This window comes from Afipia massiliensis, assembly GCF_001006325.2.
In the GTDB taxonomy this organism is placed as follows: Bacteria; Pseudomonadota; Alphaproteobacteria; order Rhizobiales; family Xanthobacteraceae; genus Afipia; species Afipia massiliensis_A.
On record NZ_LBIA02000001.1, the window covers coordinates 2166259 to 2186770 of the forward strand.

The 20512-nt window shown below is 62.0% G+C and carries 20 protein-coding genes; 13 read left to right on the forward strand and 7 right to left on the reverse strand.

The annotated features are described in order from the left end of the window. Positions 1-84: 84 nt before the first annotated feature. Complete coding sequence (locus tag YH63_RS10320; RefSeq protein WP_046827679.1) at positions 85-855, reverse strand: IclR family transcriptional regulator domain-containing protein; 771 nt, start codon at positions 853-855, stop codon at positions 85-87. Positions 856-958: 103 nt separating this feature from the next. On the opposite strand from YH63_RS10320, the gene YH63_RS10325 reads away from it, so the two are divergent. The 5 genes from YH63_RS10325 to YH63_RS10345 are packed head-to-tail and all read left to right on the forward strand — an operon-like array spanning position 959 to position 5219. Beyond that, a complete protein-coding gene (locus tag YH63_RS10325) occupies positions 959-1435 on the forward strand; it encodes a MaoC family dehydratase (RefSeq protein WP_019195537.1) in 477 nt (158 codons plus the stop codon). A 17-nt stretch (positions 1436-1452) separates the two neighbouring features. Next, the gene (locus YH63_RS10330; RefSeq protein ID WP_046827678.1) at positions 1453-1902 is read left to right on the forward strand and encodes a MaoC family dehydratase; all 450 of its coding nucleotides are present in this window, start codon (positions 1453-1455) and stop codon (positions 1900-1902) included. Positions 1903-1918: 16 nt separating this feature from the next. Further along, entirely contained in the window at positions 1919-3163 is a 1245-nt protein-coding gene (locus tag YH63_RS10335) for an FAD-dependent monooxygenase (RefSeq protein ID WP_046827677.1), read from the forward strand. Between the two features lie 45 nt (positions 3164-3208). Continuing rightward, positions 3209-4192, forward strand: a complete 984-nt coding sequence (locus tag YH63_RS10340; protein WP_046827676.1) for a tripartite tricarboxylate transporter substrate binding protein — start codon at positions 3209-3211, stop codon at positions 4190-4192. 58 nt (positions 4193-4250) lie between these two features. Continuing rightward, positions 4251-5219, forward strand: coding sequence for a tripartite tricarboxylate transporter substrate binding protein (locus tag YH63_RS10345; RefSeq protein ID WP_046829610.1), 969 nt, complete (start codon positions 4251-4253; stop codon positions 5217-5219). A 100-nt stretch (positions 5220-5319) separates the two neighbouring features. On the opposite strand, the gene YH63_RS10350 is transcribed toward YH63_RS10345, so the two are convergent. After that, complete coding sequence (locus YH63_RS10350; RefSeq protein ID WP_046829609.1) at positions 5320-6345, reverse strand: acyl-CoA desaturase; 1026 nt, start codon at positions 6343-6345, stop codon at positions 5320-5322. Between the two features lie 323 nt (positions 6346-6668). Between YH63_RS10350 and ykgO the strand changes: the two genes are divergently transcribed. The 6 genes from ykgO (at position 6669) to YH63_RS10380 (ending at position 11861) form a co-directional block, all read left to right on the forward strand. After that, entirely contained in the window at positions 6669-6794 is a 126-nt protein-coding gene (gene ykgO, locus YH63_RS10355; protein WP_002718645.1) for a type B 50S ribosomal protein L36, read from the forward strand. A 137-nt stretch (positions 6795-6931) separates the two neighbouring features. Beyond that, entirely contained in the window at positions 6932-7597 is a 666-nt protein-coding gene (locus tag YH63_RS10360) for a tetratricopeptide repeat protein (RefSeq protein ID WP_046827675.1), read from the forward strand. Between the two features lie 111 nt (positions 7598-7708). Next, positions 7709-8677 carry an alpha/beta fold hydrolase gene (locus YH63_RS10365; RefSeq protein WP_046827674.1) on the forward strand — a complete coding sequence of 323 codons (969 nt, stop codon included), beginning with the start codon at positions 7709-7711 and terminating at the stop codon, positions 8675-8677. 201 nt (positions 8678-8878) lie between these two features. Further along, the gene (locus YH63_RS10370) at positions 8879-9259 is read left to right on the forward strand and encodes a hypothetical protein (protein ID WP_046827673.1); all 381 of its coding nucleotides are present in this window, start codon (positions 8879-8881) and stop codon (positions 9257-9259) included. Between the two features lie 255 nt (positions 9260-9514). Then, positions 9515-9919, forward strand: coding sequence for a phasin family protein (locus YH63_RS10375; protein ID WP_046827672.1), 405 nt, complete (start codon positions 9515-9517; stop codon positions 9917-9919). A 460-nt stretch (positions 9920-10379) separates the two neighbouring features. After that, positions 10380-11861, forward strand: a complete 1482-nt coding sequence (locus tag YH63_RS10380; RefSeq protein WP_246658039.1) for a DUF1254 domain-containing protein — start codon at positions 10380-10382, stop codon at positions 11859-11861. Positions 11862-11877: 16 nt separating this feature from the next. Here YH63_RS10380 and pyk read toward each other — a convergent pair whose 3' ends face one another. Together pyk and YH63_RS10390 are read right to left on the reverse strand one after the other, a co-directional pair. Further along, the gene (gene pyk / locus YH63_RS10385; protein ID WP_046827670.1) at positions 11878-13314 is read right to left on the reverse strand and encodes a pyruvate kinase; all 1437 of its coding nucleotides are present in this window, start codon (positions 13312-13314) and stop codon (positions 11878-11880) included. Next, entirely contained in the window at positions 13311-13862 is a 552-nt protein-coding gene (locus tag YH63_RS10390; RefSeq protein ID WP_046827669.1) for a DUF1036 domain-containing protein, read from the reverse strand. Before YH63_RS10390 ends, pyk begins: the two co-directional genes overlap by 4 nt. Positions 13863-14163: 301 nt before the next feature. Here YH63_RS10390 and YH63_RS10395 point away from each other — a divergent pair, with 301 nt between their 5' ends. Then, positions 14164-14466 (forward strand): DUF1244 domain-containing protein, encoded by a 303-nt coding sequence (locus tag YH63_RS10395; protein ID WP_046829608.1) that lies wholly within the window; start codon positions 14164-14166, stop codon positions 14464-14466. A gap of 347 nt (positions 14467-14813) precedes the next feature. Then, the gene (locus YH63_RS10400; protein ID WP_046827668.1) at positions 14814-15089 is read left to right on the forward strand and encodes a DUF2312 domain-containing protein; all 276 of its coding nucleotides are present in this window, start codon (positions 14814-14816) and stop codon (positions 15087-15089) included. 89 nt (positions 15090-15178) lie between these two features. Here YH63_RS10400 and YH63_RS10405 read toward each other — a convergent pair whose 3' ends face one another. The 3 genes from YH63_RS10405 to YH63_RS10415 all read right to left on the reverse strand — a co-directional run bounded on the left by YH63_RS10405 (position 15179) and on the right by YH63_RS10415 (position 20234). Further along, entirely contained in the window at positions 15179-15991 is an 813-nt protein-coding gene (locus YH63_RS10405; protein WP_046827667.1) for an enoyl-CoA hydratase, read from the reverse strand. A 116-nt stretch (positions 15992-16107) separates the two neighbouring features. Continuing rightward, the gene (locus YH63_RS10410) at positions 16108-17736 is read right to left on the reverse strand and encodes a DUF882 domain-containing protein (protein ID WP_046827666.1); all 1629 of its coding nucleotides are present in this window, start codon (positions 17734-17736) and stop codon (positions 16108-16110) included. A 428-nt stretch (positions 17737-18164) separates the two neighbouring features. Then, positions 18165-20234, reverse strand: a complete 2070-nt coding sequence (locus YH63_RS10415; RefSeq protein ID WP_046827665.1) for a L,D-transpeptidase family protein — start codon at positions 20232-20234, stop codon at positions 18165-18167. Positions 20235-20512: the final 278 nt, after the last annotated feature.

The following is a 20512-nucleotide window of genomic DNA, read 5'->3' on the forward strand; positions in this document are numbered from 1 at the left end:
GAGGCGGTCCCGCGCTGTGGACGCGGGTCGCCGTGAATTGATTATAGTCTATAATCAAATCGCGCCGGGACGCAACGCGCGGCTTTAGTTATTGGCGGTGGTCTGGGTCCTGATGTCCTGCGCGGTGCGTTTCAGCGCCACCAGGAACTTCTTCTTCGCCTCGGCCTCGGTCACTGTGCCCGAAATGGTGTTGATGCTGACGGCGGCCACGACATGGCCGGCCTGATCGCGCACCGGCACCGCGATGCCGCAGATCGCGGGATCAAGTTCGCCATCAATCCAGGCGTAACCTTGCTGCTCCACGCGCGCGAGCTCCTCGGCAAGCTGAATCGGCGAGATCACGGTGCGAGGGGTCACCTGCTTGAATTCGATGCTGGAGACATATTGCGCACGCTGCTCCGGCGGCAATGCCGCGAGCAGCACGCGGCCGAGCGAGATCAGATGCGCGGGCAGGCGGCTGCCGATGCCGAGATTGGCGGAGAGGATGCGCCGCGCTGGCAAACGCAGCGCATAAACGATTTCGGTTTCGTCGAGCACCGCCAGCGCGCAGGATTCACCGATGTCGTTGCGCAGATCTTCCAGCGCGCGCTGCGCGTAGCCCCAATAAGGCAGCGCGTTGAGATAGGACAATCCAAGGCCGAGCGCACGCGGGCGCAGGCTGAAGTAGCGGCCGTCGGCCTCGCAATACTTCAGCGCCACCAATGTCGCCAGCATGCGCCGTGCGGTTGCGCGCGTCAGCCCGGCCGCAACGGCAGCCTCCGACAGCGTGTGCCGTCCGGGTGGACGCCCCAGCGCCTCGACCACGGAAAATCCTCTGGCAATGGCACGGACGAAGCCGTCGCTTTCCTTGGACATTCAAGTTCCCTCATCTTCCGGCTTGTCAGGTGCTGAAAGCCAGACCATAATGTTCGTGTGGTGAGTATAAAGTTCGCCTGATGAACATAGATGAGAGATTGCCATGGCGCAAGCACAAGCTTTCGAAACGGACTTCTGGAAGGACGAAAATCTGCGGAAGGTCTGGGACGAGATCGTTCCGGGTGAACCGCGCAAGACGATCCCCTACCTGCTGACAAAGGAAGCCATCGCGCTTCTTTGCAAGGCGGTCGGTGAAACCAACCCCCTTTATCTCGATGAAGCCTATGCGAAGACCACGCCCTGGGGCGGGATCATCGCGCCGCCGTCGATCCACATCCTGCTGATGTTCTCCTGCACGGAAGCGGACGACTGGATGCGCTCACCGGGCACCGTGAACGCTGGACAATCCTGGAGCTACAACAAGCCCGCGCGGCCCGGCGATACCATCACGCTGCAGGCCCGTGCGCTCGACAAGTTCATCAAGCGCGAGCGGCTGTTCGTGGTTCACGACAACGTCTTCTTCAATCAGCACGGCGATGTGATCTGTTCAGGCCGCGGCCAGACCATCCGGCCGATGTAACGCGAGGAGTTGAAAACATGACGACGACATTCGAAACCCTCACGGTCGGCGACAGCATCGACGGTCCGAAGTTCTCGGTCTCGCGCGAATCCATCCGCCTGTTCTGCGATGCATCGCTCGATTACAACCCGCTGCATCTCGACGACAACTATATGAAGGGCGATTTCGGCAAGACCAATTTCGGCGGCATCATCATGCACGGCATGAACAACTTCGGGCTGATCACCCGGATGCTGACCGACTGGGCTTATCCGGCGGGCGCCATTCATCGCCGTCTCGAAACGCGCTGGGTCAAGCCGGTGAAGCCGGGCGACACCATCCAGCCTGTGGGAATCATCAAGGCCAAGCAGACCACCAAGAACTCGCGCTTCGTGCTGATCGACGTGCTGGTGAAGAACCAGAACGACGAGAAGGTGGCTGTCGGCGAAGCGATGGTGGAATTCCCCGTCGCAGCCGCTGCAGCCTGATCGGAGTAGAAGCGCGATGTCGATCGCGATCATAGGAGCGGGGGTTGGCGGACTGACGGCGGCGTTGTCTTTGCACGCTGCCGGCCGCGACGACATTCTCCTGCTCGAAGCAGCGCGTGAAATTCGCGACGTCGGCGTCGGCATCAACCTGCCGCCGCATGCCGTTCGCGAGTTGAGCGAACTCGGTCTCGGCGACGTGCTTGAGAAAGCCGGCGTGCCGACCAAGGAACTGGCCTATTACGATCCAAAGGGCCGCCTGATCTGGGCCGAGCCGCGCGGGCTCGACGCCGGTTACAAATGGCCGCAATACTCCATTTATCGCGGCACGCTGCAACGGCTCCTTGTCGAGGCGGTGCGCGAACGTCTGGGTCCATCGTCGATCCGGATCGCGCAGCGCGTAACGGGCGTAAGCACCGCAGATGACAACAAGGTCGTGATCGCGGCGATCGATCAGGCCGCGGCGGATCGTCCGGTATCTTATACTGCGGATGTTGCGATTTGCGCTGACGGCATCCGCTCGCCGGCACGCGACAGCCTGTATGGCTCGGTCACGCCGCTCGCATCGAACGGCTGGGTCATGTATCGCGGCGTCACGAAAACTGCGCCATTTCTGAGCGGGCGCTCGATGGTGATCATCGGCGACGAAACCCAGCGGGTCGTGGTCTATCCGATCGCGGACGGGGTGCTGAACTGGCTGCTGGTCCGTCCGAAGGATGCGACGCGCGCCGAGTCCGAACTTGGCAACTGGAATCTTCCGGTTTCGACCAGCGCCATTGCGGAATTCGTCAAGGATTACCGCTTCGACTGGCTGGACGTGCATCATCTCGTGGCCTCGTCGTCGGAATCCTACGAGTATCCGATGGCCGACATTAATCCGTTGCCGCGCTGGGTGTTCGGGCGTTGCGCGCTGCTCGGCGACGCGGCGCATGCGATGTATCCCTTCGGCTCCAACGGCGCCTCGCAGGCGATTCTCGATGCGCGCGTGCTGGCCTACGAACTCGCTACCGCTGCGACCGTCGATGACGCGCTGCGCGGCTATGAGACGCAACGCCGTCCGGTCGCCAGCGAAGTACAACTCGCGAACCGGCGGCAGGCGGGTGACGTAATGGCGCGGGTGAGCGCGCTGGCGCGCAGCGGCGCTCACGGCGATGCTGCGACCGAACTGCAGGACGTCGAGCGCCGCTACAAGCAGCTTGCGGGCTTCGACGTTGATGCCCTGAACACCCGGAAATCGTGGAGCGTTTTAACCGCCTCTCGATAGCCGACCGATAAAGAGCCGGAGCAAACCGGAATAAGGGAGATGAGAATGCGTTGGTATTTGGATGCGATGCGGTCTGGATTGCTCGCGATCGGTTTGATCGGTGCGACGCCTCAACTTGCCGCCGCCCAGGATTCGTACCCGACCCGGCCGATCAAACTGCTGGTCGGGTTCGCGGCGGGTGGTGCGACCGATACGACATTCCGCAAGCTCGGCGAACTCGCTGCCAAGGATCTCGGCCAGCCGATCATCATCGAGAACAGGCCGGGCGCGGGTGCGACGCTGGCGCCGTCGACGATGGCGAAAACGGAAGCGCCCGACGGTTACACCATCGCGGCCGCCACAGCCGGATTGCTGCGCTATCCCTACATGCAGAAGGTGGACTGGGATCCGATCAAGGATTTCACGTGGATCACGGGTCTCGGCGGCTACACCTTCGTGCTGGCGGTCAATGCCGACTCGCCGATCAAGACCACTGCTGATTGGGTGGCCTACGCCAAGAAGAATCCCGAAAGCCTGACGGTTGCCACCGCGGGTGCAGGCACCACCATGCATCTGCTGGCGGAAGCTCTGGCCGGCATGGCCGACGTGAAGATCACCCATGTCGGCTACAAGGGCAGCAGCGAAGCTGTCACCGCGATCCTCGGCGGTCACACCATGGCGACGGTCGACGCCATCGGCACCATTCTGCCCTATGTCGAGTCGGGCAAGATGCGCGTGCTGCTGTCGTTCGATCCGCAACCGGTGGCGTCGCTGCCCGGCGTGCCGACGGCGAAGGGCCTTGGCTACGATCTGGTTTATCCCGCGCCTTACGGACTGGTGGGGCCGAAGGGCATGCCGCCGGCCGTGGTCGATAGGCTCTACAAGGCGTTCAAGACCGCTGCCGACAGCGATGAATACAAGAAGCTGCTGGTGACCCTGGGTCAGACCCAGTGGCAGAAAGCTCCGGCCGACTATCAGAAGTGGGCCGGCGAATTCTATGTGTCCGAGCGCTCGCTGGTCGAACGCGCCAAGCTGTTGCGTCAGCCGTGACAACGGCTGCCGTTCGCCAACGAGATCACGTCATACAAACTTGGGTCAGGTTGAAATCATGAAGTCAGTTCTTGCAGCAGTCGTGTGCATGTTCATGCTCGGCGCCGCCTCCGGCGATGCCAAAGCCAGCGAACAGTTTCCCAGCAGCATCAAGATCATCGTGCCGTTCCCGGCCGGCGGCACCACCGACATCCTGGCGCGTTTCGTGGCGCAGTATCTCGGCGACAAGCTCGGCGTCACCACCATTGTCGAGAACCGTGCCGGCGCTTCAGGGACCATCGGTTCCGAGATGGTGGCGAAGTCGCCCAATGACGGTAGCGTGCTGCTGTTGACCGCAACCCATCACGTCATCAATCCAAGCCTCTATGTGAAGCTGCCTTACGACACCCAGAAGGATTTCTCGCCGATCGCCGTGGTGGCGAGCGCGCCGAACGCGCTGGTGGTCAACAAGGACTTTCCGGCGAAGAGCGTTGCCGACCTGATCGCAATGGCGAAGAAGGAGCCGGGCAAGCTGTCGTTCGGTTCGGCCGGCATCGGCGGCGCCAATCATCTGTCCGGCGAACTGTTCAAGCAGATGGCGGGCGTCGACATCGTGCACGTTCCCTACAAGGGCGCTGCGCCTGCGATGAACGACCTGATCGGCGGACATATTCCAATCATGTTCGATACGCTGCCGACGGTGTTGCCGGCTGCCGCGGCGGGCACCATCCGCGTGCTGGCCGTCACCAGCAAGGAGCGTGCGGCGTCGCTGCCCGATGCGCCGACGCTCGATGAGTCCGGCGTGAAGGGTTTCGAGGCGACCGCATGGTTCGGCCTCTATATGCCGACGGCCAATGGTAACGCGGCTCACACAAAGCTGGTTGCGGCGATGAAGGAGATCCTCGCAGCACCGCAGACGCGCGAGAAGTTCGCGACGCAGGGCGTCGAGCCCGGCAAGCTCACCGGCGCGGATTTCACCAAGTTCGTCGATGCGGAAATCAGCAAGTGGTCGGGCGTGGTGAAGACCGCGAAGGTCCCGCAGCAGTAACAACCGGCCTGAAGATCGCAGAAAGCCCGCTCCGGAATTGTCCGGGGCGGGCTTTTCTGCATCGAGATATGGTTGGAGAAAGAAGCGGAGTTCGCTGCGATCACTCGTCTGGCGTGTTGCTTCCGCCGCGTGTGACCATGTTTACGCCGGCCTTGGCCATCACATGGGGACTTGGCCCGACGACATCGGTTGCGAGTCCGAGCTTTTCGAACAGGCGGATGGTCAGCCAGGTGGTGTCGAACTCCCACCACTTGTGACCGTGTCGCGCCGAGCGCGGGTCGGCGTGGTGATTGTTATGCCAGCCTTCGCCGTGGGCGAGCAGGCCGATGAAAACATTGTTCCGGCTGTCCTCGTCGGTCTGATAATTCCGGTAACCCCAGAGGTGGGTCACGGAATTCACCGCCCAGGTCTGGTGCCAGACGAACACCGTGCGCACGAACACGCCCCAGAGCAGGATACTCAGCCCGAATTGCAGGGCCTGCATCGTGGTGCCGCCCATCGCCAGTTCGGCGAGAAAACCGAGGCCAAAAAACACAGCCCATTGCGCGAGAATGATTTTGACCTGAAGCCAGTTGCGCTCGATCGCGACATAGAACGGATCGCGCAGGATGTCCTTGGCGTAGCGGTCGTAGATTCCGAGGCGGTTCAGCTCCGGATTCTTGATGATCAGCCAGCCGATGTGGCCCCAAAGGAAATTCACCAGCGGACTGTGCGGATCGGGCTGTTCGTCGGCGTGCTGATGATGCCGGCGATGCACCGCGACCCAGCGGGCTGGTGTGTCCTGCACGCAGCAGATCGCGATGACCGCCAGCGTATGCTCGAACCACTTCGGGCACTTGAAGCCGCGATGGGTGAGCAGGCGGTGATAGCAGATGTTGATGCCGAGCAGACCGGACAGCCGTGCGGCGATGATCGCGACGATCACGCCGGTCCAGCTGAAGGTCCAGGGGATAAAGGCGAGCAGGGCCACCAGATGATAGGCGAGGATCACGGAGGCTGTCGGCCACTCGATCCGGCGCAGGAGCACCCCGTTTGGCAGCGGCAGGCGGCCTGACTGTTCAGGCGCGGCAAGGCCGGTGTCGGTGAGTGGCAAGGCCTTCGCGGCTGCCGGACGATGTGTGGTCATTTCGGCGGTCAACGGTCCAGATCTTCCGGGGGGCCAAAGCCGTGTTTAATGTACGCGCCCGGGAACATGAAGGATCGTGGGCGCGAACAGGTCCAAGTGTCTGCTTAGAGGCTGATTTGGGCCTCGGAAAGTCCGAAAATGGGTTCCGGTCGGGTCATTTTGCCCCGGTTTGAGCTGTTGAATTGGCCTGATCGGATTGACATTTGTCCCCCCGATGGCATAGAAACCGCCTGTCTCGCGCGGCCCTTGGCCTGCGGGATATGCCCATCAACCAACGGTTCATACTCGGCCCTGCAACGCGGCCTTCCAGAGAGCATTGTCCCATGAAGGTCCGTAATTCGCTGAAGTCCCTGCGCGGCCGTCACCGCAACAACCGTCTGGTCCGCCGCAAGGGCCGGGTTTACGTCATCAACAAGGTTCAGCGCCGCTTCAAGGCGCGCCAGGGTTGATCCAAACGGGCTGATTTTTCGCCTGTTTGTTCCATGACGTGTGCCGCCACCGAGGCGGCAGGTTCCTCCCCACATCACAGCCGTTTGACGCCGCTTGTACTTTGCACGCGGCGCTTTCCGCGTTTAGACTTTCCGTCATGGCATTGCGGTCCACAACCACGGCGAACTGGACGCGGGTTTTAAGGCTCGCGATCGGCATTGTTGTGCTGGCAGCAATCGCCGCGACGCCCGCCGCTGCACAGGCTCCGCAACCGACGCCGCCGGGCACGCAGAAGAAACTGCCGCAGGCGCCCGCCAAGCTGCCGCGCGTCATCGGTGACAAGGCCAAGAATCTCGATTTTCTGTTCGGCGCTTTGAAGGCCGCCCCCGATCAGGAAAGCGCCAAGGCTGTCGAAGCCCGGATCTGGGCGGTATGGACCGCAACGCCGAGCGATACCGCCGCGCTGCTAATGGCGCGGGCGAAACTCGCGATGGACAGCAAGGACACCGCTGTCGCCTTGAAACTGCTCGACGCCGTCATCAAGCTGCGTCCTGACTATATTGAGGCCTGGAATCGGCGCGCGACAATCCACTACCTGAAGAACGATTACAGGCGCTCGATGGAAGACATCCGGCAGGTCCTGATTCGCGAACCGCGCCACTTCGGCGCATTGGCGGGCCTCGGGATGATCATGCAGGAAACCGGCGACGAAAAGCATGCGCTCGATGCTTTCCGCAAAGCGCTGGCCATCAATCCCCATCTCGAACGGGTCCCGGACCTTGTGAAGTCGTTGACCGAGAAGGTCGAGGGCCGCGATATTTAACCAGGCATTTCTGAACCCGGCCGGTTTGCGGGCGGGCGCGATTTCGACGCGAAACCTATTCAACAGCCGTTCGTATTTTCCGCCGTGCAGAAAGTTTTCCGGATTTCTTCCATGATTGTTTTGGCTGTCGCGGTCACGCTGGCGGTGCTGGCGCTGGTTACGCAGGCGGGCGTCTTTGTGCTCGAACGCGACCATCCGCCGGAGGGCCGGTTCGTCGACGTGAAGGGCGCGCGGCTTCACGTCGTGGAGCTTGGCCCGACCTACGCGCCCGGTCTGCCGATCGTCCTTGTTCACGGCGCAAGCTCAAGCCTGCAGACGATGCGCAAGCCGCTCGGCGACAGGCTGGCGAAGGACCGCCGTGTCATCCTGATCGACCGGCCCGGGCATGGCTGGAGCACGCGCGAACGCTATGAGGATTCCACGCCTGCGATTCAGGCCCGCATGATCGACGAGGCGCTCGGCAAACTCGGCATCGACCGGGCTATCGTCGTCGGCCACTCATGGGCCGGCGCGCTGATGCCGGCGCTGGCGCTGGCTTATCCCAAACGTGTCGCCGCCATCATGATGCTGTCGCCGGTGGCCTATCCGTGGCCGGGCGGCGTCGGCAATTTCAACAAGATCGCGACCATTCCGGTGATCGGTCCGCTGCTCGCCTATACGATCACATTGCCGCTCGGCATATTTCTGGTTGAGGGCGGAACTCGTTACGTCTTCGCGCCGCAGACGATGCCGGACGGTTACATCGCGGCGACGGCGGTGCGCATGGTGTTGCGGCCGCAGGTGTTTCTCAGCAATGCCTGGGATCTCACGACGCTGAAGGCGGAGACGGTCAGGCAGTCGCCGAGCTATCCATCGATCAAGGTTCCGGTCACGATCATCGCCGGTGATGCCGACAAGACGGTTTCGACTGAAATTCACTCGCGGCCTTTCGCCGCTGCAGTGCCCCAGACCAGGCTTGTGGTGTTGCCGAACGGCGGCCACATGCCACAGGTCTATGCGGCCGACGTAATCGTATCGGAGGTCGAGGCGATCGCAGCGAAGGCGCAGGCCGGGTCATCGGCATCGGCCGTTCCTTATTGATTGCTTTCGAAAGCCGGTTCCCGTTTTCTCGGGAGTATGCTCTGTTGGCGTAGTCGGAACTTTGAGTCCGATCGCCGTAATAAAGTGCAGCGGCTTCCGGCGGTGAGATGCGGCCCGCGTTAAATTTGATGCAGTGCGGTGGCAGGCCGCGCGTCGCGGCGCTCACTGCCGTATTCAGAAAATTGTGATCGGGAGATCAACATGAAGGCTTCGACATTGAGTTTTTTCGCCGCTGTCATCGCAGTGCTGGTCGGAATGTCGTGGGGTATCGTCATGGCCCTTTCGCATGATCATTCCGCCATGCCTGCCCATGCCCATCTCAACCTGCTCGGCTGGGTGTCGTTGTTTCTTTTCGGGATTTATTATCGCCTTCATCCGCCGCTGGATGTCTCGCGCATCGCGATGATGCAGGTCTGGATCTGGATCGTCGGCACGATTGTATTGACCGTCGGCGTCGCCATGATTCACGCGGGCAACAAGGCGGGCGAACCGTTCGCAGGCATCGGTTCTTTCGTCGTGCTTGGCGACATGCTGCTTTTCGGCTGGCTGGTGGTCCGGTATGAGCGCCGTGCGGCGGCGTGATCCAGTCGTTGCGTTATCTGCCGAGTATTTTTCACGCGCTTGCAGCAATCCGCCGTTCGGTCATGAGCGGTGACCTTGATCATTCCAGGCAATCTGATTCTTGTGAGCGTGCACGTGCAACATGCACCTGCATCGGAGAGAAATTTTTCTTTTCGCTCACGATGCGATGAGCATCATACTGCTGCCATCGATCAGTGATGAAGTGTCGGCGTTAGACGTGTCCTTTTCTTGCTCCAGCAGAATGAAGGTCCGACAATGGCACCCACATCCACCAGCGACAACGTATTCAACAAGGCGGCGGAAACGATTCCGTTTCCGGATCTTGCGCGCGTGAGCGAGATCAATGGAACCATGCTGAATGAAACTGCGAAGTTTAACGCGCAGGTCGGCACGGCCATGCAGAACATCGGCAAGGAATGGTCGGAGTTCGTCGGCATGAGGCTGCGCGAGGACGTCCAGTTGTTCCGGACGATCCAGGACTGCCGCTCGCTGCAGGATTTGCAGCAGGCCTATGCCCAGTTCTGGCAGACCGCGTTCGCGCAGTATGGCGAGGAAGCGCAGCGCATGCTGCGGCTCACGCAAGGGACGGTCGAAGATGTCACCCGCGCAGCGCAGGAAGCGCGCGAAACGACAGTCCACGCCGCCGACAAGGCGGCCTGAGAGCGGCCTGCGCCGGACACAATAACCAACTGTCGTGCCCGATGATGTGCGGGCACGACTGTCACCATGCGCCGGAGTTTCGCCTCGCGAAATGGTGCGGTTCGCCAGTTGCGGCGCAGCGATGCGCCCTTTCCTGATCGATAAACTTCAATTCAAGCATGATACTTACCCCGATAGTTAGCTAGGCTGAACTATCGGAACTGGATTCTGTTGCCTGACTGAGGACCGGAGAGTTATTCTTGCTGGGACAGCGGTGACGGGGTTTTCCCAATTTCAGTCACGTTGTCCATTCGATGCGATTGATCGGCTGATTTCCGTCAAGCAGACAAGGCCGCCTTATCTCAAGGCGAGCAAGTTTTGGAGGAACCAAACAATCGGGGCGTGGCGCGCGAACCTGCGTGCCCTTTTCTATTTTCGAAAGCCATCAGGAAAATTGAAATCGAACAACGGAGGTTGTGTGATGCTTACTCCCGTTAAGAGAATTCGTTTTGGATTGATCCTGTTAACTGGTTTGGCTGCGACAGGGACACTACAGATCCCATCTGCTGCAACGGCGCAGACCGCGCAGCTTTCCGAGCAGGAGGCGCTCGCCATCGCCACCGACGCTTACATTTATTTCTATCCGCTGGTGACGATGGATGTAACGCGCAAGCAATTGACGAACATGGAGCCGGGCAAGGGCATTGGCGGTCCGGCGAATACGTTCGCCAACATTCCGGCGTTTCCGGCTGCCGACATGAAGGCCGTGGTTCGTCCGAATTTCGATACGCTGTATTCGAGCGGCTATCTGGATATGACGAAGGAGCCCGTCGTCATCTCCGCACCAGACACCGCCGGGCGCTATTATCTTCTTCCCATGCTCGACATGTGGTCGGACGTGTTCGCTTCGCCTGGATCACGCACCACGGGAACGCAAGCGGGAAATTTCCTGATCGTTCCGCCGAACTGGCGGCCGGATCTGCGGGACCGGCTTGTTGAAGAGTTCAAGCTTCCGAAGGAAACGCAGGTCATTCATGCGCCGACACCGCATGTCTGGGTCATCGGGCGCACCAAGACGGACGGTCCACCGGACTATGCCGCGGTTCACAAGATTCAGGCCGGCTACAAGATCACGCCGCTGTCGGAATGGGGAAAGCAGGCGAAGCCTGTCGAGGCGAAGATCGATCAGTCCATCGACATGAAGACGCCGCCAAAGGTCCAGGTCGACACCATGGCGGGCGGCAAGTATTTTACCTACGCGTCTGAAATTCTGAAGGTCAATCCGTCCCATGACACCGACCAGCCGATCATCGCGCAGATGAAGCGCATCGGCATCGAACCGGGCAAGAGCTTCGACATTGCGAAGGTTGATCCCGCGGTGAAGAAGGCCATCGAGGCCGCGCCGGAGGCTGCGCAAAAGCTGATGGAATGGAAGGTGGCGACTCTCGCCCGTGTCGCGAACGGCTGGTCAATGAACACCGACACGATGGGCGTGTACGGAAATTACTATCTCAAGCGGGCCATCGTGGCTCAGCTTGGTCTTGGCGCGAACCTGCCCGAGGACGCGATCTATCCGCTCAACCTTGCGGATGATGCGGGAAAACCGCTCGACGGCGCCAACAAGTACACGATCAGTTTCGAGAAGGGGAGCGCGCCGCCGGTGAACGCGTTCTGGTCGGTCACGCTTTACGACCCCGAAGGCTTCCAGGTCGCCAACAGCCTCAATCGTTTTGCTGTCAGCAGCTGGATGCCCTTCAAGACCAATCCCGACGGCTCGCTGACGCTGTATTTCCAGAGCGAGAGTCCGGGAGCCGATAAGGAGGCGAACTGGCTCCCTGCGCCGAAGGGGCCGTTCAACCTCACAATGCGTCTCTACGGTCCTCAGTCCGACGCGTTGACCGGGAAGTGGAATCCGCCACCTGTGACGCGGGTCCAGGAAACGGTGGGTCAGTCAGCGAAGTAGGACGGCGCGTTCGCCTTCAGATGTCGGCGTCGCGCTCGGGGCCGACATAGGCGATGCGGACCATGTTAGTGGTGCCCGGCGTGCCGAGCGGTACGCCGGCGACGATAATCACGCGCTGGCCGGCTTTCGCAAAACCGTCGCGGAATGAAATCCGGGCGGCGCGGTCGATCATGTCGTCCTGATCGTGGGCGTCTTCCGCGATCACGCAATGCACGCCCCACACCAGCGACAGTTTGCGTCCGGTATTGACGTTCGGCGTGATGGCGACCACCGGCGGCTTCGGCCGTTCGCGCGCGACACGCAGCGCGGTCGAGCCGGAACTGGTCCAGCAGATGATGGCGGAGAGATCGAGCGTTTCGGCGATCTGCCGCGCCGCGTCGGCAATGGCGTCGCCTGCGGTGGCTTCGGGATCGGGCCGTTGCGCGGCGATGACGCCGCGGTAGGTCGGATCGCGCTCGCACTCCTCGCCGATGCGGTTCATGGTCAGCACCGCTTCGACGGGGAACTTGCCGGCGGCTGATTCCGCCGACAGCATGATGGCGTCGGCGCCCTCGAACACGGCGTTGGCGACGTCGGAGACTTCGGCGCGGGTCGGTACTGGCGACGTGATCATCGATTCCAGCATCTGGGTTGCGACCACCACCGGCTTGCCGGCGCGCCGCGCCATGCGAGTCATCTGCTTCTGAAGTCCGGGCACGCGTTCGGCGGGCAGTTCGACGCCGAGATCGCCGCGCGCGACCATCAAGGCGTCCGACGCCTCCATGATTTCGGCAAGACGTTCGATCGCCTGCGGCTTCTCGATCTTCGACATCACGGCGGCGCGGCCGCGCACCAGTTTCTTCGCCTCGATCACGTCGTCGGCGCGCTGCACAAACGACAGCGCGACCCAGTCGACGCCGGTTTCAAGCGCGGCTTCGAGATCGGCGCGGTCCTTCGGCGTCATCGCTGACACCGGCAGGTCCGTGTCGGGCAGGCTGACGCCCTTGCGGTCGGACATTTTTCCGCCGGTGACGACGCGCACCAGCGCATGGTCGGGCGAGGTCTCCTCGGCGATCAGGCGAAGCTTGCCGTCGTCGATCAGCAGCGCGTGGCCCGGCCGCAAGGCTTTAAGAATTTCGGGATGGGGAAGGTGGACGCGGGTTTTGTCGCCCGGCGTCGGATCGGCGTCGAGCGTGAACATCGCGCCGTTGTTGAGTTCGACAAAGCCGTTCTCGAAATTGCCCAGCCGCAGCTTCGGTCCCTGAAGATCGATCAGAATCCCGATCGGCCGCCCGTAGCTGCTCTCCACGTTGCGGATCGTCGCCACCATCTCGCGCATCTTGTCATGCGGGGTATGGCTCATGTTGATGCGGAACACGTCGGCGCCGGCCTCGAACAGCTTGCGGATCGATGCGCTGTCTGAAGAGGCTGGTCCGAGGGTGGCGAGGATCTTGATGCGTCGCAGACGTCTCATTTAGGATTTCCAGGAGCTGCACCGGGAAGTGCGCCGGGTTGTGCAGCCCCCGGCGCATTCGGCATGCCGGGCAGGCCGGGCGAGCGCGGGTTCTGTTCGGTGGATTCGGTCAGTTGGACGGTCCAGGCGCGTTGTTCGCCGGTATCGACCTCGAAATATCCGGTGCGGTCGAAGCCGCGCGCCAGACAGTCTTCAGTGCCTTTGATGGTGAATTCCTTGTCGCGCGAACACATGAAGGCTTGCCCCGACCACTCTCCGCCGCGGTCATAGTCGATGGCGTAGATATAATAGTATCGTGCGACAAGCGTTCCGCGCAGCAGGGTTTCGCAGGCGCGGGACGACACATTCCACCAGCCTTCGGTGACCCAGCCTTCATTGTCCTTGTAGCCGAGCGCGATGCCGACCCGGCTCGAGGTGTTGTTGCAAAGCCGGAAATCAGCGGCTGCCGGATCGTTCCACGCGCACAGTGCGACCAGCGCGACAAGCCCGGTAAGGGCAGCGGTGATCGTACGATGAAACGTCATGCGGCGGGAAATCGTGGCTGTCATCTAATCAGGTACTATCAACCATTCGTTGATTTCGCGTAACACATTGAGCATGATCGGCAAAAGCGGAGATCCGATGTCCGGTCAGTCCCGGTCAGTATAGGGCGGCTTGGCGGTTTCGCCAAACTACACACAAGCGTTATTAGGCCCGTTGCCGGGCGGTGGCGCGGGTATGGCTGGCTTTTCTCGCCATATGGAAATCATTGAACCTGTCACGCGGGGCTTAAAATCACGAGGTCCGGCCCCATGTTAGGAGGCCGGTGGCGGGACAGCCAGCCGGCCTCAAAATTGCGGAAAAATGACCATGGCGATCGATGAGAAGACCCGGACGGAATTGGAAGCGGCGGTTTTTCGCCGCTTAGTCGAGCATCTGCGCGGGCGGACCGATGTGCAGAATATCGACCTGATGAACCTCGCGGGCTTCTGCCGCAATTGTCTCTCCAACTGGCTGAAGGATGCCGCCGACGACAAGGGCGTGGCGCTCAGCAAGGACGAGAGCCGCGAGGCGGTGTACGGCATGCCTTACGAAACCTGGAAGGCGAAGCATCAGACCGAGGCGACGCCCGATCAGGTCGCCGCGATGAAAAAAAGCCACAGCGGCCACTGAAACACGCAAGTGAAATCGGCTCGATTGGCGCCGGCTTTTCTTTCGCCTGTGGGTCACTGTGGATGACCGCGACTCCGCCTTGACGCGGCAGGCCTCACTCTTGAGTGTGATGCCAGTGTCCTGAATCCTTTCGTTCGCTTCATTTTGCAGCGCTTTCTGTAGCGAACGAAAGGATTCAAAGGGACACTGGAAACTAAAGTTGCTAGTGGTCTTTTGATTCTGACATTCGCAAAGAGAGTTGTTGAAACGGGATGCGAATGTCAGAATCAGATCACTAGATGACGTGCCGCGCACGCCCGCGATCAACCCCATTGATCAAGCCCCATTAAAGTTCAGGAGTACCTCCGATGGCCACCACCTCGGCTGCCGTGAAAGACGACGATACCGCGCACAGCTTCGCGAAGGGTCAGCTTAAGGCCATCATCGAGCGCATCGAGCGGCTTGAAGAAGAAAAGAAAACCATCAGCGACGACATCAAGGACGTCTATGGCGAAGCCAAGGGCAACGGCTTCGACGTGAAGGCGCTGCGCACCATCATCCGCATGCGCAAGCAGGACGCCGACGAGCGCCAGGAGCAGGAAACCATCCTGGAAACCTACATGCAGGCGCTGGGGATGCTGTAAGCGTTCGCGTCCGGCAACGGACGCTGGCATCCTGACAAGATTCCCCGGCCTGATCCGGGGAATCGCACCTCTACAAGACGAGCGGCCTACTATCGTCCCGTGAAAGCGGGCGGACGCTTCTCGATGAAGTGCTTCACGCCTTCCTTGAAGTCCTCGCTCTTGAGGCTGAGCGCCATTTCACGATCGGCAACGTCCATCGCCTCGTCGAGCGTCTGCATCGGCGTTTCCCACAGCTGCTTCTTGATCACGCGCAGTGACCGCGGCGACGACAGCTCGGCGAGTTCTTTGGCGTAGGCCATGACCGACGGCATCAGGTCGGCCGCCGGATAGATGCGGTCGACCAGCCCCAGCCGCAGCGCTTCATCGGCCTTCACCTTGCGGCCTGACATCAGCAGGTCGGTGGCGGCCGACAGGCCGATCAACCGCGGCAACGTCCAGCTCATGCCGTGCTCGGCGATCAGGCCGCGCCGCGCGAACGCTGTGGTGAACACGGCCTCCTGCGCGGCGAAGCGCATGTCGCAGAACAGCGCGAAACACATGCCGAGACCGGCGCAGGGTCCGTTGATTGCCGCGATGATCGGTTTCGGAATCGCGGGGAAGTAAGTGTTCTTGCGCTGGAAGTCGGGGCGCGAATTCGCATCGATGGGGGTATCGGCGACTTCGGTCAGACCACCGGCCGCGCTGATGCTGGATAGCCGTTTCATGTCGGCGCCGGCGCAGAAGCCGCGGCCCGCGCCAGTCAGCACGATAACGCGGACGTTGTCGTCGGCCTTGGCCTGCTCCATGGCGTTGCGGACTTCCTGACCCATCACGGAAGTCCACGCGTTGAGCTGTTCGGGGCGATTGAGGGTGACGATGGCGACGCGATCGGTGACCCTGTAGTCGATCTCGGCAAAGGACACGGTGTTTCTCCTGGTGCTTGTTGTTGTTGGTTGATGCAGCACAGAATGCGCGGTCCCGATGCCGGGCGCAATCGTGCGACAGATTTAAGAGGAAAGCGTTGAAGCGCCGCGCCGTGTTACCGCAGCGCTGCGGTGCGCATGGCGAACGTCGTCGTCGACAGCGTCGTAGTCGCCGAGCCGGTGAACTTCTCGCAGACGATGCCCATTTGCGGATCGTTCGAGAACGTCATTGCCACCGCTGCGTTCGGCTTGACGAAATGCGTGCGCATTACCGTCATGTCCTGATCGCCGAGAACTGAGGCGACCATCGAGGTGCTGGCGCTTGGCGCAAGGATCATCGCGCGCAGCCAGATGTCGTTTGTCTGGGAGGCCTGCTTGATCCGGGTCGCAGTCGCGATCTTGCCCTGTGGTGCCTTGGCGATCGCCGCAGCGGAGGCGTTGATGTCCGCGCCGGACATGGGGTTCGGAGCGAGCGATGCAACGCGCGGGCTGCGCGGCAGCGGCGCGCTGGCCGCGACGACCTTGGCGCGATCGAGCGGAGCATCCGCCGGCGCGTAGGCGAGCGCCTGCGAGACGTTCTGCGGCAGGCTTGCGGTGAATTGCGGATCGGCGGCGACGACGGCGCCGCGGGCCTTGAGGGCGGCGATCTGGGCCTCTGCCGCGGGCTTCGGCGCCGGTTCGTTATCCCAGAAGCCGCGGGCGTTGATGATGTCGATGGGCGATTGCGGGGCGTATTCGTCGGCGGGAATCGGCTTGAGTGCGGCTTGCGGCTTGGGCAGCGGAACGGTCTTGGTATCAGCCGAAGCGACCTGATAGGACGCCGCGCCTGCGGGCTTCGCGCGCGGCAGCGGCACGCGCTCGAGAAGTTTTTCGGCGGCGGCCGTGACGGTGGCCTTGGCGTTGTCGGCAGCAGCCAGCGCGACAGGAACAACCTTGCGGCGCGCCGCGTCGTTACCGGCTTCTTCCTCGTCATCCGCCTGCTTGCGGCCGAACAGCGAGGCCAGGAAGGTGCGCGACTTCGACGGCGCTGCGACATCCTCGCCATTGCCGCGGCGCTCGATGTCGGCGAGCGCCAGTTCGTAGCCCTTCAGCGGCTGGCCGTTGGACGGCACATGCACCGTACGGCCGTCCGGGAAGACGCGCGCGAGTTGATCGTGGGTCATGCGCGGCCAGTGGCGGATGCTGCCGACGTCGAGATGCACGAAGGGCGATCCGGAGGTGGGGTAGAAACCGACACCGCCGCGCTGCAGGCGAAGTCCGGCGAAACGAATCTGCTCGAGCGGCACGCTGGGGATGAAGAAGTCCAGCGCCTGGCCCTGCATATGCTGGCTGTGGCGCGCCACGCCCGAGGAGCGGCGGCGGAGCATGGAATTGGTGGCGGGCGAGCGATAGGCGGAGATGATCTGGATCGGCTGTTTGCCGTCGACGTCGCGATAGACTTCCCAGACGATGTCGAACAGCCGCCGGTCCATCGTGGTGGAATCCTGGCTGCGCCAGTCGCGCAGGAAGTGATTGAGCTTCTTCAGCGCGGCCTCGTCGTAACGGCCGTGGCGCTTGAAGGTGACGGTAAGGTCTTCGCCGGAATGGGTGTGATGGAAGGAGAGGGTGCGGGTGTCGCCGTCGGCGGTGGCGTTATGGACGGAGCGGGCGTTGGTCGCGATCAGCAGCAGCGAGGCGAGGCCGACGCGCACCGAGGTGCGCGAAAGCCATCCAAAGCCAATGCTGCGTGGAAAACCGCCCGCCACTCAGAATCCCGTCAGCCGTCAGTTTGTTTAGGTGATCCCCCGCTACCCCACGCAACGGGAGAGGATGAACATGGTCTTAAGGCAGGGGGGTTAAGCGTTATTTACCAATCCCCGCGCCGCGTTGGTTAGCTTCCCAAGTCTTGTTCTTCCCAAGTCTTAGTTTTCCCGAGTCTTAGTTTCCCCAAGTCTTTAGCGATCCCAATTCTTTACGAACCCAAGTCCCCGAGCCTGACCCAAGTCTGTCACAGGCCCGTGAAGACCGGAGTATGCCCTCCGGAGTATGGCAAAAAAGGGCCGTCGGGCCGATCCGGCCCGGAATGCTTTGTCGGCAATGGTTAATGAAAAAGGGCCCCGCCAACGGCGGAGCCCTTTCAAACTGTGGAAATCGGGGAAAATCGGCGCTTTTGGGCCGGTTCCAGCGAAGTTCCTTAGCGAACCACCCGGCGCTGACGCACGGGGGCCGGCGGCGGGGTCGGAGGTCCAAACAGGCGCTCGAAGAAGCCCATGCCGCTGTTGCTGGCGAAGCTATCGCCGGGAACGCGCACGTTGGTCGGGCGGACGTAGTTCGGCTGGGCGTGGGACACGGCGGTTTCCATGTCGCGGCCTTCGCTGCCCTTGAGCAGTGCAAGCACCCTGGAATCGCGGCTGTAGATATCCTTGCGGAATTCGAGCTTGCCCGCGCTGTCCACGAATGCGGTCTGATAGGTGATGTTGACCGGGATCGGCGTCGGGAAGTTGATGTTGACCTCGCTGCGGCCGTACATGCCCTTGATCTTCTCGGATGTGTAGTTGTCCTTCGGCAGCACGATGCTCAGCAGGTTCGCGGCGTACTGGTCGGGGTTCTGCACGCGCATGCAGCCGTGGCTGAAGGCGCGCTCTTCCTTGGCGAACAGGTGCTTGTCCGGCGTGTCGTGCTGATAGACCAGGAACTTGTTCGGGAAGTTGAAGCGGATGCGGCCGAGCGCATTGGCTTCGCCCGGCGGCTGCGAGATGCGGATGCTGCCGTCAGCGGCGCGCGCGAGTTTCAGGCCCATGCGGTCGAGCACGGTCGGGTCCTGCGCCAGTGCGGGCAGGTACTCGTTGTAGATGATCGATGGCGGCACGTTCCAGGTCGGATTGACGGTGATGAACTTCATCGTCTCGGTCAGTTCCGGGGTCGCATGCTTGCCGGGCTTGCCGACGACGACGCGCGTGGTCCAGACCTGCTTGTCGCCTTGCATCAGCTTGAGCGAATAGTCGGGAATGTTGAGGATCACATAGGCGTCGCCCAGCGCCTTCGCGCCGAGTTCGCGCGGCAGCCAGCGCCAGCGCTCCATGTTGACGCGCACGATGTCGATCTTGCGGTCGTTCCTGGGGCCGTTGAGCGCGCGCACCGTGGCGTTGTCGAGCACGCCGGTCGCCTTCAGGTCGTTGCTCGACTGGAATTTGCGGACAGCATCGGCGACCGCCGCGTCATAGCGCTTGTCGGCAGCGTTCTCTGCGACATGAAGCTTGGCGCGCAACGCCGGCACGCGTTCGTCTTCCATTACGACCGGATTGGCATTCTTCTTGGTCGGCTTGACGAACTTGAGCACGTCGCCTTCGGCGATGTGCTTCGAGGTGTCCTCGGTCACGCCGCGCAGCTCGGCGAGCTTCGCCTTCAGAGCCTGATAACCCTTGTGCGGCGGGTTATAGCCCGCCAGCGCCGCCGACGCGTCGCGCGCCGTCGATACATTGATCAGGACCTCGACCGGATCGACCGGGTGCTCGGGGTACGAAATGTCCGCGCTCACGCGCGAGTAGTGCATGCGGCCGCTTTGCGCGTGGCGCGCATAGTCGAGCATGCTTTCGGTCAGGCGCAATTCCGCCTCGGCCTGTGCGTCAGGTGTGGTCGCAGCGGCGAAATCCGGCGTCGGATAATCGGCGGCATTCAGGCCGTCGCTGCTCGCGTCCTTGAGGCGCGCGATCACGCTCTTGGCGCGGGCGGTCGCGGCGCCGGCTTCGCTCCAGAGCGGAGCGTAGTTGCGGTCCTTGTAGAAGTTCTCGACAGCGGTGCGCTCGTTCTTGCGGTCGAAGTAGCGCGCGCCCTTGGCAGCGATCAGGTCGCGCAGCTTGTCGGCAACCGGCTGATCGGCTGCGGCGACGGCCGGAGCGGCCTTGGCAGGTTCGGTCTTCGGAGACTCGACGGCGGGGGCTGGGACTGCTGCTGTTGCTGCCGGCGGAGTTGCGGTTGGTGCCGTTGCGGTCGGCGCCGTTGCAGCCGGAGGAACAGTTGCCGTGGTGGCCGGAGCGGCGGCTGCGGTGTCGGGCTTGAAGTCGTTCACCGTCGGCGGCGGCACGTTGGCGGGCTCGGGAAGCGGGACCGCGGCATCGATGGCGAGATCTGCAGGGCTCTTGGCGGGACCAGACTGCGCATGGGCGGTGGTCGCGGCGACAGAGAGGAATGTAGCGGCCACGGCCATCAAAATCCGGTCGAAGCCCTGAGGGCTCTTGCGGTGGCCGGTCGAAAAGTCACGCATTCTCGCACCCCAATTCTCGCACCCTGTCGGGTGAAACTGCCCCGGCATGGAACAGCTCATGATGGTTTCCGTCACTGCCTGATGCAAAAGCGCCGGCCAGATCGGTAGTTGCTACGCAGTTTCGCATTGAAAACACTGCGAAACATACACGCACGAAACGCTACACGCGCCAGCTTGAAGCGGCCAGCCGCCGCCAGATCAACTCGAAGTCATCGCACAGGAAGTGACTTCAATTCGGCATGTCTTGCAACGGTTTGCGCGCATTGCCGCGCGCTTTT